Origin of the sequence: Pseudomonas sp. 43A (assembly GCF_013363935.1) — a bacterium.
Taxonomy (GTDB): Bacteria; Pseudomonadota; Gammaproteobacteria; order Pseudomonadales; family Pseudomonadaceae; genus Aquipseudomonas; species Aquipseudomonas crudilactis.
In genome coordinates, this window is the sequence record NZ_CP054880.1 from 5,267,999 (window position 1) to 5,281,991 (window position 13,993).

The following is a 13,993-nucleotide window of genomic DNA, read 5'->3' on the forward strand; positions in this document are numbered from 1 at the left end:
GATCAACCCTCCTTCGCAGGTGTTGGCGCAGATTGGCCGCTGTCTTTCAAGGCTTTGGTCACTTCCGGCGGCATGTACTTCTCGTCGTGCTTGGCCAGCACCTCATCGGCCACCACCACGCCGTCGGCGTTGATCTTGCCCAGCGCCACGATGCCCTGCCCTTCGCGGAACAGATCCGGAAGAATGCCGCGATAGGCGATGGTCACGGATTTATTAAAGTCGGTGACGACGAATTTGACGTCGAGGGAATCCGGCGAGCGTTGCAGCGAACCCTTCTCGACCATGCCACCGGCGCGGATGCGCGTGTCTTGCGGCGCTTCGCCGTTGGCGATCTGCGTCGGGGTGTAGAACAGATTGATGTTCTGCTGCAGGGCGCTGAGGGCCAGGCCGACGGCAGCGCCGACCCCGACCAGAATGGCCAGAATGATGATCAGACGTTTCTTGCGCAGCGGATTCACTTGCCGTTCTCCCGGCGCAGACGACGCGCCTCTTGTTGCAGATAGCGCTTGCGGGCCGCAATCGGCGCCACCACGTTGAGGATCAGCACCGCCAGACAGATGCCGTAGGCCGACCAGACATACAGGCCATGATGGCCCATGGCGAGGAAGTCGCCGAATGAAGCAAAACTCATCGAGCGGCCTCCAGACTGTGCTGCACTTCTTCTTTCACCCAACTGGCGCGGGCTTCGCGCTTGAGCACTTCAAGGCGCATGCGCAGCAACAGCACGGCGCCGAAGAAGCAGTAGAAACCCAGCACCGTCAGCAGCAGTGGCAGCCACATTTCCGCCGGCATCGCCGGTTTTTCGGTGAGGGTGAAGGTCGCGCCCTGGTGCAGGGTGTTCCACCATTCCACCGAGTATTTGATGATCGGGATGTTGATCACGCCGACGATGGCCAGCACGGCGCAGGCCTTGGCGGCGCTGTCGCGGTTGCTGATGGCATTGCCCAGCGCGATCACGCCGAAATACAGGAACAGCAGAATCAGCATCGAGGTCAGGCGCGCGTCCCAGACCCACCATGAACCCCAGGTCGGTTTGCCCCAGATCGCCCCGGTGACCAGCGCCACGGCGGTCATCCACGCGCCGATCGGTGCGGCGCATTGCAGAGCGACGTCGGCCAGTTTCATCTTCCACACCAGCCCGACCACACCGCACACCGCCAGCATCACGTAGATCGACTGAGCGAGCATCGCGGCAGGCACGTGGATATAGATGATGCGAAAGCTGTTGCCTTGCTGATAATCCGGCGGCGCGAAGGCCAGGCCCCAAACGACGCCGACGCCGATCAGCAGCAACGCTGCGATGCTCAACCACGGCAGGAACTTGCTGCTGATGCCGTAGAACCACTTGGGCGAGCCGAGCTTGTGAAACCAGGTCCAGTTCATACTGTTTCCATCACGGGTGCCGCTCATCGGTGTGAGCAGTCTCAGGGTCTTTGCTGGTTAAATTTTAACCAGACCTCATTATTCGCCGACGCTGATCTTCAGGCCAGCAGCTATTGCAAAAGGTGTCAGGGTGATCGCCAGGGCGGTCAGGCTACCCAGCCACAGCAGATACCCGGTCGCCGGCATGCCTTGGAGGGCTGCCTGCAAGGCGCCACTGCCGAGGATCAACACCGGGATGTACAACGGCAGAATCAGCAGCGCCAGCAACAGGCCGCCACGCTTCAAACCGACCGTCAGTGCCGCGCCCACCGCGCCGAGCAAGCTCAGTACCGGTGTGCCCAACAGCAACGAAAGCAACAAAACCGGCAGACAGGCGGCAGGCAAACCGAGCATCAACGCCAGCAGCGGTGAGAGCAGAACCAGTGCCAGACCGGAGAAGAGCCAGTGTGCCAGCACCTTGGCCAAGACCAGAAGTGGCAGCGGGTGCGACGAAAGGACCCACTGTTCCAGGGATCCGTCTTCGAAATCACTGCGGAACAGCCCGTCCAGCGAGAGCAGGACCGACAACAGCGCCGCCACCCAGACTAACCCGGGGGACAGGTTTTGCAACACTTGAGTTTCTGGGCCGACGGCCAGCGGGAACAAAGCGATGACGATGGCGAAGAAAATCAGTGGATTGGCCAGTTCCGCCGGGCGGCGAAACAGCAATCGGGATTCACGGGCAACCAGCAGGCCAAACACACTCATACTGCCCAGTTCCCCAGATCGATATCACGATAACCGGCCGGCATCCGGCTCAGCGTGTGGTGCGTGGTCAACACCACCAGACCGCCGCGTTCGCAGTGCCCGGCCAGATGTTCTTCGAGCTGCGCCACGCCCTGTTTGTCTAGTGCGGTGAACGGCTCATCGAGAATCCACAACGGCGGGCTGTCGAGATACAAGCGCGCCAGCGCCACGCGACGTTGTTGGCCGGCGGACAGGCTGTGGCAGGGAACATCTTCGAAACCGCGCAATCCTACAGCTGCCAGCGCTTGCCAGATGGCCTCGCGTTCGGCGGGATGATGCAGGGCGCAGAGCCACGACAGATTCTCTTCCGGGGTCAGCAAATCCTTGATCCCGGCGGCGTGACCGATCCACAGCAGGTTGCGTGCGAGTTCGCTGCGTTGTTCGGTCAGCGGCTGGCCATTGAGCAGGACTTGCCCGGCGGTCGGCTGCATCAGTCCCGAAAGCAGGCGCAAAAGGCTGGTCTTGCCGCTGCCGTTGGGTCCGCTGATCTGCACCATATCGCCACTGGCGAGTCTCAATTCGAGATTTTCGAAGAGCAGCCGCAGATCACGTTCACACGCGAGGGCAACGGTTTGCAGGACAGGACTGGTCAAGGGATCACGGGCCTTATACGGTTCAAGTCGGCTCTGGCGCGGCCGTTAAAGAGATGCAGCATAGATGCATTGACGGCTCGATCTAGAGAGCTGGGTCAAACAATTGCTATGTTTTTTATTCGAAGCGCAAGACGGGCGGCATTATACATGTCGTGCCTTACTCTCAAGAGTGCATTTTCCTCAGGTTGTGTCCGCGTATGACAGGCGAAATGAACATCCTCCCGCTCCCGCCCACGACCCCGGCGACCGTTCGCCCGCAGGTCGGTGAGCTGCTCAAGCTGCTGACCCCGGTCGAAGGCCTGATCGGCGCCGGGCAAAGCGCCAAGGCCGAGGTGTTGTCGCTCAAACAGGCGGATCAGACCTTTCAGTTATTGCTCAAGGTGACCGTCGACGGCGGACGCCAGACCACCGTGCAAGCGACCAGCAATCTGCCGTTGCCCCAAGGCACCAGCCTGGCGATCACCCAGCCATCGGCGGGCAACCTGGCGATTACCGTGCAGCAGGCGATTGCCAGCAGCGTCGCCACCCTCACCCGCATCGACACCGCGCAATTGCCGGTTGGCACACTGCTGCAAGGCAAAGTGCTGACCTCGCAGGCACTGCCGCAGACGCCGGGGCAGGCAGCGGTGTTCCGCTCGCTGGTCAGTTTGCTCAACACCGCGCAGAGCGGCAGCACACTGACCATCGACAGCCCACAGCCGCTGCGCATCGGTACTTTGCTTTCGGCGTTGGTCGAAGATGCACAAACCCTCAAGTTCCTGCCGATGAGCAGTCGCCAGGAACAACTGGCCGTCAGTCAGCAACTGCTCGGCCAGCAAAGTCGTCAGGCTTCCCTGACAGGGTTGCTGAATGCTTTGCAGAATCTGCCGAGCGATACCGATCAGACATCGCAGGATTTGCGCGCAGTGGTCGACAAACTCCTTGCCAGCCTGCCGGACGTGCAACAACTGAGCACTGCCAAAGGCGTCGCACTGGCGCTGGCCAACAGCGGCGCGTTCCTCGAGGCCAAACTGCTGACCGGCCAGAACCCGACGCTGGCCCCGGACATGAAAGCCGACCTGCTCAAGCTGATCGCGCAACTGACCCCGGGCCTGCCGAGCAGTACCAGTTTCAACGCGATCATCGCCGCCAACACCCTGGCGCAAGCGCTGCCGAGTTTCGTCCGTAACGCCCTCGGCATGCTCGGTCAGGTCAGCGCCAAACCGCTGCCAAGCAGCTTCCCGCTGCCCGACCGCTTGCTGCAAAGCCTGGACGGCGAAGGCGATCTGGAACAGTTGCTGCGCCTCGCCGCTGCCGCTGTTTCGCGCCTGCAGAGCCATCAACTATCGAGCCTGGAACAGACCGGCGTTACCGACGATGGGCGTCTGCTCAGCACCTGGCAGCTGGAAATCCCCATGCGCAACCTGCAGGACATCGTGCCGTTGCAGGTCAAGTTCCAGCGTGAAGAAGCGCCGGAGCGCGAACCGCAGCCGAACGAGCGCCGCGACGAGCGCGAACCCAAGCAACAACTGTGGCGCGTCGATCTGGCGTTCGACATGGAACCACTCGGGCCGATGCAGATTCAGGCGCAACTGATCGCCGGCAGCCTGTCCAGCCAACTGTGGGCCGAACGGCCGTACACCGCTGACCTGATCGGCAACAACCTGTTCGCCCTGCGCCAGCGCCTGCTCGATCGCGGGCTCAACGTCGGCGACATCGACTGCCACCTCGGCACCCCGCCGCAGGGCAACCAAACCCGTCTAGAACACCGCTGGGTCGACGAAACCGCATGAACGATTCCACTGCCCCACGCCAGGCCATTGCCCTCAAATACGACGGCAACCACGCGCCGACCCTCACCGCCAAGGGTGATGACGAACTAGCCGAAGAAATCCTGCGCATTGCTCGTGATTGCGAAGTGCCGATTTACGAAAATGCCGAATTGGTGCGGCTGTTGGCGCGGATGGAATTGGGCGACAGCATTCCTGAGGAGCTGTATCGCACGATCGCCGAAATCATCGCGTTTGCGTGGAATCTGAAGGGTAAATTTCCCGAGGGACAGGATCCGAATGCGCCGATGGTCGAGAAGGACGTCACCGAACGCGGGGATGATTATTAAGCCTTAAAAGAAAAACATCGCAGCCTTCTGCGTTTGCTGCAGGGAAAAACACTGCAATGCAGGTGCCACTGAAGGATGTGACTTAACGAGAGTCGAGAAAGACGCCACCGTTCGTCGCAACTGTCAGATCTGACAGTTGCGCACGATTTTGCCGTGGCTGCCAAATGATCATGCAGCGCCAATCATCCGATCTCGGCGCTATACCGATCAGGAGCGCTCTGATGACCTCGGCCTCGAATCCGGAAGACCCTACTGCGAGTAACGATACCTCAACCCTGTATGCACCCCACATTCCTGAGCTCATCAGCCCAATGGACGGCGACGAGGGCTACCACGGTGGCATCGGCGCAGCAGCACTGAATGCCGACCTGGTTGTTATTGTTGATCCCTGGCTAGACAGTGATATGGGCCAAACCTGCAAGCTTTTTTGGGATGACGATGTCACCGCCATTCTTACAGAGACGATCGATAAACCAGAAGAATTGAACGCCCCACTGCTTTTTCGGGTACCGGCAAGCCAGATACTCGATGGGCCTGCATTCCCCGTGTTCTACCGCGTCAGGCGCAACAGCGGCAACGAAAGCGATTCGTTCAAGCTCAACATTCTGATCAAGCGCACGCTGCCAGGAGGGGTACTCGACAATCCTGAACCCCTCGGTCATCCCGGACTGCGTTATACCTTTACCCCGGATATCAAGGATGGCATCGACAGTGAAATGGCAAAGCAGGGCATTGCCATGCGTATCGAGCCCTATCAGAACATCACCGTGTTCGACCGCATCATCGCGCGATGGGGTGATACAGAACAGGTTCCCTACTATCCCGTCACGCCTGAGCAAATCAATGATCCGCAAAACCATCCGATCCTGATCCTGTTCGATGAACAACTGATCAAGCGCGCGGGGGACGGCAAGCATTCGATCACCTACCAGGTGATCGACCGCTGTGGAAACCGGCCGCACCCGCACGCGCAGTGGGCAATCCCCACGGAAGTCAGCGTGAACGTCAATCGCATACCGGCACCGACCGTGACAGGCGAACAAGGCGGTGTGCTGGATCCTGCCTACGCGACGAATATCCAGGTTGTCGCTTCAGGAATCGGACTGGCCGCTGGCGACCGTGTCCGTGCCAACTGGTTGGGCCGGGAAGAACGCGAAACAGAGGAAAAAACCTATTCGGGAAGTGGAACGCTGACATTTCCGGTTCCGCTCAGTTGGGCTAATGAAAGTGACCAGAGCACCGTCAGCATTACCCTGCGCGTACAGCGTACAGGAGGAAACCCCACCTCCGACGCCAAGCTCTTGATCATCAAAACCACGATTAATCTCAAGCCTCCCAAGGTTCTGGAGGCTTACGGTGAGCTGGGCGATCACTTGAGAATGTCCGATATCTATGAGGCCAGGTTCGTGACCGTCCAGGTTCAGCAATATGTGGGGATGGCGATCGGGCAAACCATTCGCGTCCGTTGGGCATCGGCGCGATATCTCCATGATAGTGCGATCATCCCGGTAACGGCTGTCGGCGCAATGAATGTCACCGTTCCACGGATGGAGGTCGTGGACTCCATTGGGAGTAACGTTCCCGTCAGCTTCACCGTTCGTACCTACCCCAACGGTCCTCTGCATCGGTCTGATCCATTAAGGCTGGTTGTCGATGCTCAGGCATTTGTCCTGCCGCCCCCACGACTCACCGAGGACAAGTCCACAGTCACCGTTCGATATCCGGCAATGGCTGACGCTCACGAGGCGCGTGTGCGTCTGGGCGGGGTCGTTACTCGCCGGACAGCATGGAAAGACATGAAAACAGGCGTCACAGCCGATTTTCCAATCCCGCCAGACTGGATAGCTGAAAACCAAGGGAAACCCGTGTTGATCAATTACAGCGTCAATCGACGTGGCGTTGATGAGCAAAGCCAGTTCTCTCAAGTATTAAGAGTGGAACTGTAATTCAGTGAATGCAACTCACTGAAAACACCCAAAACCAGTCATTTTTTAAATGGATGAAAAAACATGAACGCGACCGTTAATGTATTTAACCTTGTCCCGCCAAAAGTGCTCAAAGCATACGGAATCAAGGGTAACCGCTTAAACATCAACGACATTTACTGGGATAAGTATGTCGAAGTCCAGACAGACTATATCGGCATGTTGAAAGGTCACGCCGTACGCGCGCGCTGGGTGACCAGAAACCACGTGTATAACAGCGAAATACTGACAGTTGAAACTCCAGGGCCTTTGATGTTCAAGATTCCGCGCCTTGAAGTGATTGATGCCATTGGGGGAATCGCCACCGTCAATTACAGTGTTCGCCCTACACCGAACGAACCGCTTCTTATCTCCAAATCGCTGACATTAAATGTCGACCAACAAATGTTCGACCTCAGTGAACCGAGACTTTCTGCCGATCGAAAAAACGTCACGGTCAAGTTCTTGAACATGACTCCCGGGTACACCGTCAGGGTCAGATGGCACGGAGTGGTAATACGCGATACTGAAACCCAGCCAATCCAGGATACTTCCTCAATGGCCTTTGATATTCCAGCCTCCTGGATAACGGAGAACGCAGGAAAAACAGTACCGATCAACTACAGCGTTCACCGCTCAGGCTCTAATGACAACCTTATGTTTTCCCGATTGCTGCGCATCACGCTCTGAAAATGAAGATTATGAAGAAGGCACAGAATACAGGTCCACTGCAATCTGTGCCTTTATCATTGTGCTATCAGAACCTGCAATCACGCCCACCTCTGCGCGCTGCCATTGTTTACCGCAGCATTACCAAAGATAACAATATCGACTAACAACAACCCGTTAGCTTTTTTACTTCACTTAGCCAAAGTATTTTCGACTGCAATAAAAGCCGGATTTTTAGCCAGTAGGCGGCACGCGCCCAGCAGTATCTACGGCTTGATCCTGAATAAAATAGTCGAACACAGTGGCCGCTCCATCACCCAAGGTCAGGCGAATAACCGGCACTATTCTTCCCACCGTTTCGTAATAATCTTTTTGCATAAATTGCGCGCCTTCCAAACCGACAGCACGACTAGGGCCAACAACGTAAATAAATGCCTCAATTGGAAGATCTCGCCTTCCTTTTGGCCAGACGCCTACAACCACCTCATTGGCCTGAACCCGCTCGGACTGAACCTGGAAAGCGTTACGTGCCTGCAGGCTGATGGTGAACTGGTGCTTATCTGGATTAAAACTGCACTGACTCAAATGCCTGTCTCCTCCCATTCGATGATAGTGAGACACCCACTTGTCCAGGGTTGTAACTCCCTCCTCCGGGCAAGATCTGCTGGAGTCAGGATGATAGCTGTGCGCACCGCAACCTTTATTAGTCCGGTTAGGATATATCGCACCGTCAACCGGATATGAGCACAACACAGCCACTGGATAATCGTTGCTCTTATCAACATCTGCCTGACTCTTAAAGACAAAACCCTGCGTTTCGCCTCTATAAAGACGAGCAATACCCAAATCCTCGCGCAAATATGAAAACGAAATACTTCCGGAAATCTCGGACGATGGGCTAGGATCCCAAGCATGGTATTTTTCCGACGCGCCTGTTGTCCTGACCAATACGCCATCGCAGTGAAATGCCGCTTTGCCGCCACAATCATTTGCAACATTCAAGTACCGTGCATTCAATTGCTCTGCGACTATTTGACCATACATCTGATCACCTGCAGAAAAACTGAACACATTTCCGTCTGATGCCGCAAGATTCAACTTGACGATAGGCACATATAACGAAGTAGCACGATAATAATCACGTTGAAAATTTTGCGCATCCTGCAACTTTGAGGGCCACCAAGTATTGTAGTAAACGGCGTCTATGGGGAGTTTTTCAGGTTTGCTCTGATCCCACGTCTGAATCAGCACTTCCATGGGTTTGATCGTCCATCCCGCCCCTACAAGTGTGTGCGCTTCAAGACTCGCCTTGAATTGTGCGGCGACCACCGTGCTCAGCGAACACTGATTTTTTGGCAGCGAACTGTGCTCCTGAAAATTTTTCAGCCACGCTGCAGCCGTAACGGGAGAGCCCCATAACTTTGCACAATTGGCAAGATCGGTGTCGGTTTGTGCAGTTCTGGGTGCAAACCCACAGCCGTGATCCGCCCGAATATCGAGTGATTCGGTTGGGAAGGGAAAAATACATCGCAGGTTCAGCGCCTTCCCTGCTGCCAATGCAGAAGTCTGATCCTTGAGGATAAAGCCGCTATTCCTATGGCTGTTTACTGATGTGCTACCTACATCAGAACGAATATAAGTAAAGGCAACAGAGCCGAGTTTAGTCGCCTGGGAGCCATAATCCCAGAACTTGAAAACCGTGCTGTAATCCACACCCCGCAAGAGAACGCCGGAACAGAAATACGCAGGTGTTCCGTTCGAACACTGCGCGACATTACTCTTATATTTTTCATTTAAATCGGTGATCAAGGCCAGGCCAGACATGGCATTCGCAGGGAAAACGATACATACCGCAGCAATCATTATAAAATACGTCAGACATTTCATATAAACCTTCCTTATCTGATCAAGAGCAACTAATTCCAAACATCTGACTGCTCATTCCTGTGAAAACTGAAAGCTGTTGGCTCACCCTCTACCAGCGTGACACGTATGACGGGAACCAACTCTCCGCCCATATCAAAATAATCCTTTTGGGCATACTTGGCGCCTTCAACCCCTACTTCCAGGGTCTGCTTATAAAGGTAGAAAAATGCGGCTATTGGCAACTGCCTTGGAATCCCCCTGGGCCAAGTCTTCAACATGACTTCGTTATGGTAAGGTCGCTCTTCATTCGGTCTTTCAAAATTATTTCGCGCTTGCAGACTCAGGGCAAATTGATCCCGGTCAGCGGCAAAACTACATTGATGCATATTTCTATTGGAAAAATAACCTGACCCTCCAACTGAACGGTAATGCAACTTCCATTTCTCTAATGTGGTTACACCTTCTTCCAGGCAGGAACGGCTATTAGTCATATATGCCTTGTTCGGACCACACCCACCCTTCGTTGTCCGGTTGAAAGTATTACCATCCGAAGGATAAGAGCAAAGCAACGGAATAGGATATGTGCCTAACCGCTCAGCAGTCTGCGAATCTTTGAATATAAAACCTTGAGTCTCATTCCAGACCAGAATCTCAATACCTAAATCCTTTCGAACATAGGAAAACGACACACCACCCGTTGCCATGGAATTATCACTCGGATCCCAGGCATGATAACTTGGCTTAGTGCCTGTCACTCTCAGAAAAACACCACTGCAATAATAAGCCGCCTTGCCGTTACAGTCGCTTGTCACGTTCGCGTATTTGATATTCAATCTTTCGGCCACCGCCTCACCGTAGACTTGCTCCAACGGGTTAAAGCTAAAAACCTGTTTATTCGATGCAGATAGATTTAGCTTTACGATGGGCACATACAGCGACGTCTCCAGATAATATTCTCGCTGAAACTTCTGAGCATCCAACAACTTGGCAGGCGTCGATGCATTGTAAAATACAGCTTCAATTGGCAGTGACTCTGGCTTGCTCTTGTCCCACGTTTGAATGAGTACTTCCATGGGTTTGTTCGTCCATGCCGCCCCTACAAGTGTGTGCGCTTCAAGACTCGCCTTGAATTGTGCGGCGACCACCGTGCTCAGCGAACACTGATTTTTCGGCAGCGAACTGTGCTCCTGAAAGTTTTTCAACCACGCTGCTGCAGTAACGGGAGAGCCCCATAACTTTGCACAATTGGCAAGATCGGTGTCGGTTTGTGCAGTTTTGGGTGCAAACCCACAACCGTGATCCGCCCGAACATCGAGTGATTCGGTTGGGAAGGGGAAAATACATCGCAGGTTCAGCGCTTTCCCTGCTGCCAATGCAGAGGTCTGATCCTTGAGGATAAAGCCGCTATTCCTGTGGCTGTTTACTGATGTGCTACCTACATCAGAACGAATATAAGTAAAGGCAACAGAACCGAGTTTAGTCGCCTGGGAGCCATAATCCCAGAACTTGAAAACCGTGCTGTAATCCACACCCCGCAAGAGAACGCCGGAACAGAAATACGCAGGTGTTCCGTTCGAACACTGCGCGACATTACTCTTATATTTTTCATTTAAATCGGTGATCAAGGCCAGGCCAGACATGGCATTGACAGTAGCGGTAAAAAACATCGTCAAAAAAAATGAATATTTCATGCCCATACTCCGATGAATTGAAGCTCATCTTGAGTATGTTGAATATAACAAAGCGCTATCTACTGTCAGTTCTGACAGTCCCGACAAACGGTATTTTCGTATTAATGCAAAAGATCGCAGCCTTCGGCAGCGCCTACAGGAAACAAATCCAATGCAGGTGCTGCCGAAGGCTGCGATCTTTTGATCTTGCTTGCCGCTTGAAGCTAGAAGCCCTAACTGCTCTTGTGCAACTTGCGCATCAACTCCGCCTCAGCCTGGGTCAACCCGCACGACTGAGTCAGTTCATCCACGCTTGCACCCATGCCCACCAGTTTCGCCGCCTGGGCGAATGACAGGCTCGACGGGTCGCGTTGTTCAAGCTGAACGATTTTGTCCGGCAATGGACCTACCACCGCGCGCAGCTCGTGCAGGGCTTCGCCCATGCGCACGTTGCCGTTCTGGTAATCGTCGACACGCTTGGCCAGGTCCTTGATGCGCTGATCACGCAGCGCATCGCCCTCGGCCTGTTGCGCAGCGATTACGCGCTGCGCCTTGATGTACGACACAAACATCGCCAGCGTGCCTGCCCAGAAGAGGAACAGGACAATGACCGCAACCTCGAGAATCAATCAGATATTCTCCAGGTCCGACCATTCTTCTTCGCTCATCATCTTGTCCAGCTCGACCAGGATCAGCAACTCGTTGTTCTTGTTACACACGCCCTGGATGAACTTGGCCGACTCTTCGTTGCCGACGTTCGGCGCCGTCTCGATTTCCGACTGACGCAGGTAAACCACTTCGGCCACGCTGTCGACCATGATGCCGACGACTTGCTTGTCGGCTTCGATGATGACGATACGGGTGTTGTCGCTGATCTCGCCGCTGTTCAGGCCGAAGCGCTGACGGGTGTCGATCACGGTGACCACGTTACCGCGCAGGTTGATGATGCCCAGCACGTAGCTCGGCGCGCCCGGCACCGGAGCGATCTCGGTGTAGCGCAGCACTTCCTGCACGCGCATCACATTGATGCCGTAGGTTTCGTTGTCCAGTTTGAAGGTCACCCATTGCAGGATCGGATCTTCAGAACCCTTTGCATTCGTCGCCTGACTACTCATACCCTGACCCCTCGAAAAAACCGCTCTGAGCGGTGTGTGTTCTGTGTGGCGGCATTCAACAATGCCGTCGCCTGATTGTTATGTCGGCAGCTATGTCGGTTTATGTAGCGGCTTGTGGCCGCCGAGGTGCTTTGCCCCACCGCTGGCGATCAACTCGGCCAGTGCGGAAACGTCAAGCAATGCACACATGTGCTCAATCACCGTGCCGGCGAGCCATGGCCGCTGACCCCGGTGACTTCTCCATTTGATTTCATTCGGGTCCAGACGCAACGAGCGGCTGACCTGATGCACCGCCAGCCCCCACTCGTAACCTTGTACCGAAATCACGTACTGCAAGCCCTGACGGAAGTCATCGCGATAGCGATCCGGCATGACCCAGCGCGCGGTGTCCAAGACTTTCAGGTTGCCGGCCTGGCTCGGCAGGATCCCGAGGAACCATTCCGGCTGACCGAACAACGGCGTCAGCTCATGGCCGGCCAGCGAATAGATCGAGCCGAGGCACACCAGCGGCACCGCGAGGGTCAGGCCGGCGACGTCGAACAGCAGGCATTCGAACGCTTCCGAGGCCCAGGCCGGACGACCATCGGTTTCCACCGGTGGCGGCGTGTTGTTCGGCGGCAGATGCACTTCGACCAGCGGCGGGACCAGCGTCTGTTCGACGGGGGCGGGTGCAACCGGGGCTGGAACGGGTTCGACCACCGCCGGTTCCGGCGCGGTTTTCAGCAATTGGGTTTGCAGCAGCGGTGCCAATGTCGAGACCGGCGCGCGAACCGGTTCGGCCTCTTCGATCAATGTCACGGGTGCTTTGGCGACCGCTGCAACGGCAGGCGCGACAACCTGAGCAGCAGGCTTGGCCGCTTTCTGTGCGTCACGCGCCTGCTCTTCCAGTACCGCTGCCTGGAACTCGTCCAGCGTTTCGCTGCTTTCGACAACTTCAGGCTGAGCCTCAATGATCGGCGGCAGCTCCTCAGGAATGTCCTGCAGCAAATTATCCAGATAAGACTGCAGCGCCAATTGCGGACGCGAGGTGAGTTTGACCGGGCGATTCATGCTCACGCCACCTGCGGAACAAGTTGTTGCGCCAACAGGTGCTTGAGCAGCGCGCGGTAGGCCAGCACGCCACGGCTCTTGCCGTCGAATTGCGAAGGCGTGACACCGGCTCGGCTGGCGTCGCGCAGACGAGTATCGACCGGGATATAACCCTGCCAGATTTCGTCGGGGAATTTGTCACGCAGCACACGCAAGGTGTGCATCGATGCCTGCGTACGGCGATCGAACAAGGTCGGCACGATGCTGAACGGCAGCGCCTGTTTGCGCGAGCGGTTGATCATCGCCAGGGTGTTGACCATGCGCTCCAGACCTTTGACGGCCAAGTGTTCAGTCTGCACCGGGATCACCAATTGCTGGCTCGCCGCGAGGGCGTTGACCATCAGCACACCGAGCAACGGCGGGCTGTCGATCACCGCGTAATCGAAGTCCTGCCACAGCTGCGCCAGACTCTTGGCGATTACCAGACCCAAGCCACTCTGCCCCGGCGACTGACGCTCAAGGGTTGCCAGCGCGGTGCTCGATGGCAGCAGCGAAATGCGCTCATCGCTGGTCGACAACAGCAACTGCCCCGGCAGGCCTTGCGGCACGCTGCCCTTGTGCAGAAACAGGTCGTAGTTGCTGTGTTCCAGGCTGTCGGGATCGTAGCCGAAATAGCTGGTCATCGAGCCGTGCGGGTCGAGATCGACCACAACCACGCGCTTGCCCGCCTCGGCCAGCAACCCGGCTAAAGCGATGGAAGATGTGGTTTTACCGACACCACCCTTTTGATTGGCGACTGCCCAGACTCTCATTCAGTTCG

General features: G+C 56.0%; 15 protein-coding genes. 4 read left to right on the forward strand and 11 right to left on the reverse strand.

What is annotated here, in order from left to right:
- Window positions 1–2: 2 nt before the first annotated feature.
- From ccmE to ccmA, 5 genes are all read right to left on the reverse strand, one after another.
- Entirely contained in the window at window positions 3–458 is a 456-nt protein-coding gene (gene ccmE, locus HUW52_RS23005; protein WP_016987488.1) for a cytochrome c maturation protein CcmE, read from the reverse strand.
- Complete coding sequence (gene ccmD, locus HUW52_RS23010; protein ID WP_003222944.1) at window positions 455–631, reverse strand: heme exporter protein CcmD; 177 nt, start codon at window positions 629–631, stop codon at window positions 455–457. Before ccmD ends, ccmE begins: the two co-directional genes overlap by 4 nt.
- Window positions 628–1,383, reverse strand: coding sequence for a heme ABC transporter permease (locus HUW52_RS23015; protein WP_016987487.1), 756 nt, complete (start codon window positions 1,381–1,383; stop codon window positions 628–630). The genes ccmD and HUW52_RS23015 overlap by 4 nt, the downstream gene beginning before the upstream one ends.
- Window positions 1,384–1,461: 78 nt before the next feature.
- Complete coding sequence (ccmB, locus tag HUW52_RS23020) at window positions 1,462–2,130, reverse strand: heme exporter protein CcmB (RefSeq protein ID WP_007919970.1); 669 nt, start codon at window positions 2,128–2,130, stop codon at window positions 1,462–1,464.
- On the reverse strand, window positions 2,127–2,762 hold the full coding sequence (ccmA, locus tag HUW52_RS23025) for a cytochrome c biogenesis heme-transporting ATPase CcmA (RefSeq protein WP_016987486.1): 636 nt from the start codon (window positions 2,760–2,762) through the stop codon (window positions 2,127–2,129). The genes ccmB and ccmA overlap by 4 nt, the downstream gene beginning before the upstream one ends.
- Before the next feature lie 197 nt (window positions 2,763–2,959).
- Here ccmA and HUW52_RS23030 point away from each other — a divergent pair, with 197 nt between their 5' ends.
- From HUW52_RS23030 to HUW52_RS23045, 4 genes are all read left to right on the forward strand, one after another.
- Window positions 2,960–4,534: a flagellar hook-length control protein FliK gene (locus tag HUW52_RS23030; protein WP_175554983.1), complete on the forward strand. Its 1,575-nt coding sequence runs from the start codon at window positions 2,960–2,962 to the stop codon at window positions 4,532–4,534.
- On the forward strand, window positions 4,531–4,860 hold the full coding sequence (locus tag HUW52_RS23035) for an EscU/YscU/HrcU family type III secretion system export apparatus switch protein (protein ID WP_095050198.1): 330 nt from the start codon (window positions 4,531–4,533) through the stop codon (window positions 4,858–4,860). Before HUW52_RS23030 ends, HUW52_RS23035 begins: the two co-directional genes overlap by 4 nt.
- Before the next feature lie 221 nt (window positions 4,861–5,081).
- A complete protein-coding gene (locus HUW52_RS23040) occupies window positions 5,082–6,806 on the forward strand; it encodes a hypothetical protein (protein ID WP_175554984.1) in 1,725 nt (574 codons plus the stop codon).
- Window positions 6,807–6,869: 63 nt separating this feature from the next.
- Window positions 6,870–7,514: a hypothetical protein gene (locus tag HUW52_RS23045; RefSeq protein WP_175554985.1), complete on the forward strand. Its 645-nt coding sequence runs from the start codon at window positions 6,870–6,872 to the stop codon at window positions 7,512–7,514.
- Between the two features lie 213 nt (window positions 7,515–7,727).
- Here the strand turns inward: HUW52_RS23045 and HUW52_RS23050 are convergent, their stop codons facing one another.
- The 6 genes from HUW52_RS23050 to HUW52_RS23075 form a co-directional block, all read right to left on the reverse strand.
- Window positions 7,728–9,380: a hypothetical protein gene (locus tag HUW52_RS23050; RefSeq protein ID WP_175554986.1), complete on the reverse strand. Its 1,653-nt coding sequence runs from the start codon at window positions 9,378–9,380 to the stop codon at window positions 7,728–7,730.
- A 29-nt stretch (window positions 9,381–9,409) separates the two neighbouring features.
- Window positions 9,410–11,050 (reverse strand): hypothetical protein, encoded by a 1,641-nt coding sequence (locus HUW52_RS23055; protein ID WP_175554987.1) that lies wholly within the window; start codon window positions 11,048–11,050, stop codon window positions 9,410–9,412.
- A gap of 212 nt (window positions 11,051–11,262) precedes the next feature.
- Complete coding sequence (locus HUW52_RS23060) at window positions 11,263–11,658, reverse strand: DUF2802 domain-containing protein (protein WP_175554988.1); 396 nt, start codon at window positions 11,656–11,658, stop codon at window positions 11,263–11,265.
- Window positions 11,659–12,144 (reverse strand): chemotaxis protein CheW, encoded by a 486-nt coding sequence (locus tag HUW52_RS23065; RefSeq protein WP_007919980.1) that lies wholly within the window; start codon window positions 12,142–12,144, stop codon window positions 11,659–11,661.
- A gap of 90 nt (window positions 12,145–12,234) precedes the next feature.
- Complete coding sequence (locus HUW52_RS23070; RefSeq protein WP_175554989.1) at window positions 12,235–13,194, reverse strand: CheW domain-containing protein; 960 nt, start codon at window positions 13,192–13,194, stop codon at window positions 12,235–12,237.
- A 2-nt stretch (window positions 13,195–13,196) separates the two neighbouring features.
- Window positions 13,197–13,985 (reverse strand): ParA family protein, encoded by a 789-nt coding sequence (locus HUW52_RS23075; protein WP_008077691.1) that lies wholly within the window; start codon window positions 13,983–13,985, stop codon window positions 13,197–13,199.
- Window positions 13,986–13,993 lie beyond the last annotated feature (8 nt).

Bases quoted from the DNA above. Each gene is read 5' to 3' on its own strand.
- ccmD (WP_003222944.1), bottom strand. From the start codon at position 631: ATGAGTTTTGCTTCATTCGGCGACTTCCTCGCCATGGGCCATCATGGC.
- HUW52_RS23015 (WP_016987487.1), bottom strand. From the start codon at position 1,383: ATGAACTGGACCTGGTTTCACAAGCTCGGCTCGCCCAAGTGGTTCTAC.
- ccmB (WP_007919970.1), bottom strand. From the start codon at position 2,130: ATGAGTGTGTTTGGCCTGCTGGTTGCCCGTGAATCCCGATTGCTGTTT.
- HUW52_RS23030 (WP_175554983.1), top strand. From the start codon at position 2,960: ATGACAGGCGAAATGAACATCCTCCCGCTCCCGCCCACGACCCCGGCG.
- HUW52_RS23035 (WP_095050198.1), top strand. From the start codon at position 4,531: ATGAACGATTCCACTGCCCCACGCCAGGCCATTGCCCTCAAATACGAC.
- HUW52_RS23040 (WP_175554984.1), top strand. From the start codon at position 5,082: ATGACCTCGGCCTCGAATCCGGAAGACCCTACTGCGAGTAACGATACC.
- HUW52_RS23045 (WP_175554985.1), top strand. From the start codon at position 6,870: ATGAACGCGACCGTTAATGTATTTAACCTTGTCCCGCCAAAAGTGCTC.
- HUW52_RS23050 (WP_175554986.1), bottom strand. From the start codon at position 9,380: ATGAAATGTCTGACGTATTTTATAATGATTGCTGCGGTATGTATCGTT.
- HUW52_RS23055 (WP_175554987.1), bottom strand. From the start codon at position 11,050: ATGAAATATTCATTTTTTTTGACGATGTTTTTTACCGCTACTGTCAAT.
- HUW52_RS23065 (WP_007919980.1), bottom strand. From the start codon at position 12,144: ATGAGTAGTCAGGCGACGAATGCAAAGGGTTCTGAAGATCCGATCCTG.
- HUW52_RS23070 (WP_175554989.1), bottom strand. From the start codon at position 13,194: ATGAATCGCCCGGTCAAACTCACCTCGCGTCCGCAATTGGCGCTGCAG.
- HUW52_RS23075 (WP_008077691.1), bottom strand. From the start codon at position 13,985: ATGAGAGTCTGGGCAGTCGCCAATCAAAAGGGTGGTGTCGGTAAAACC.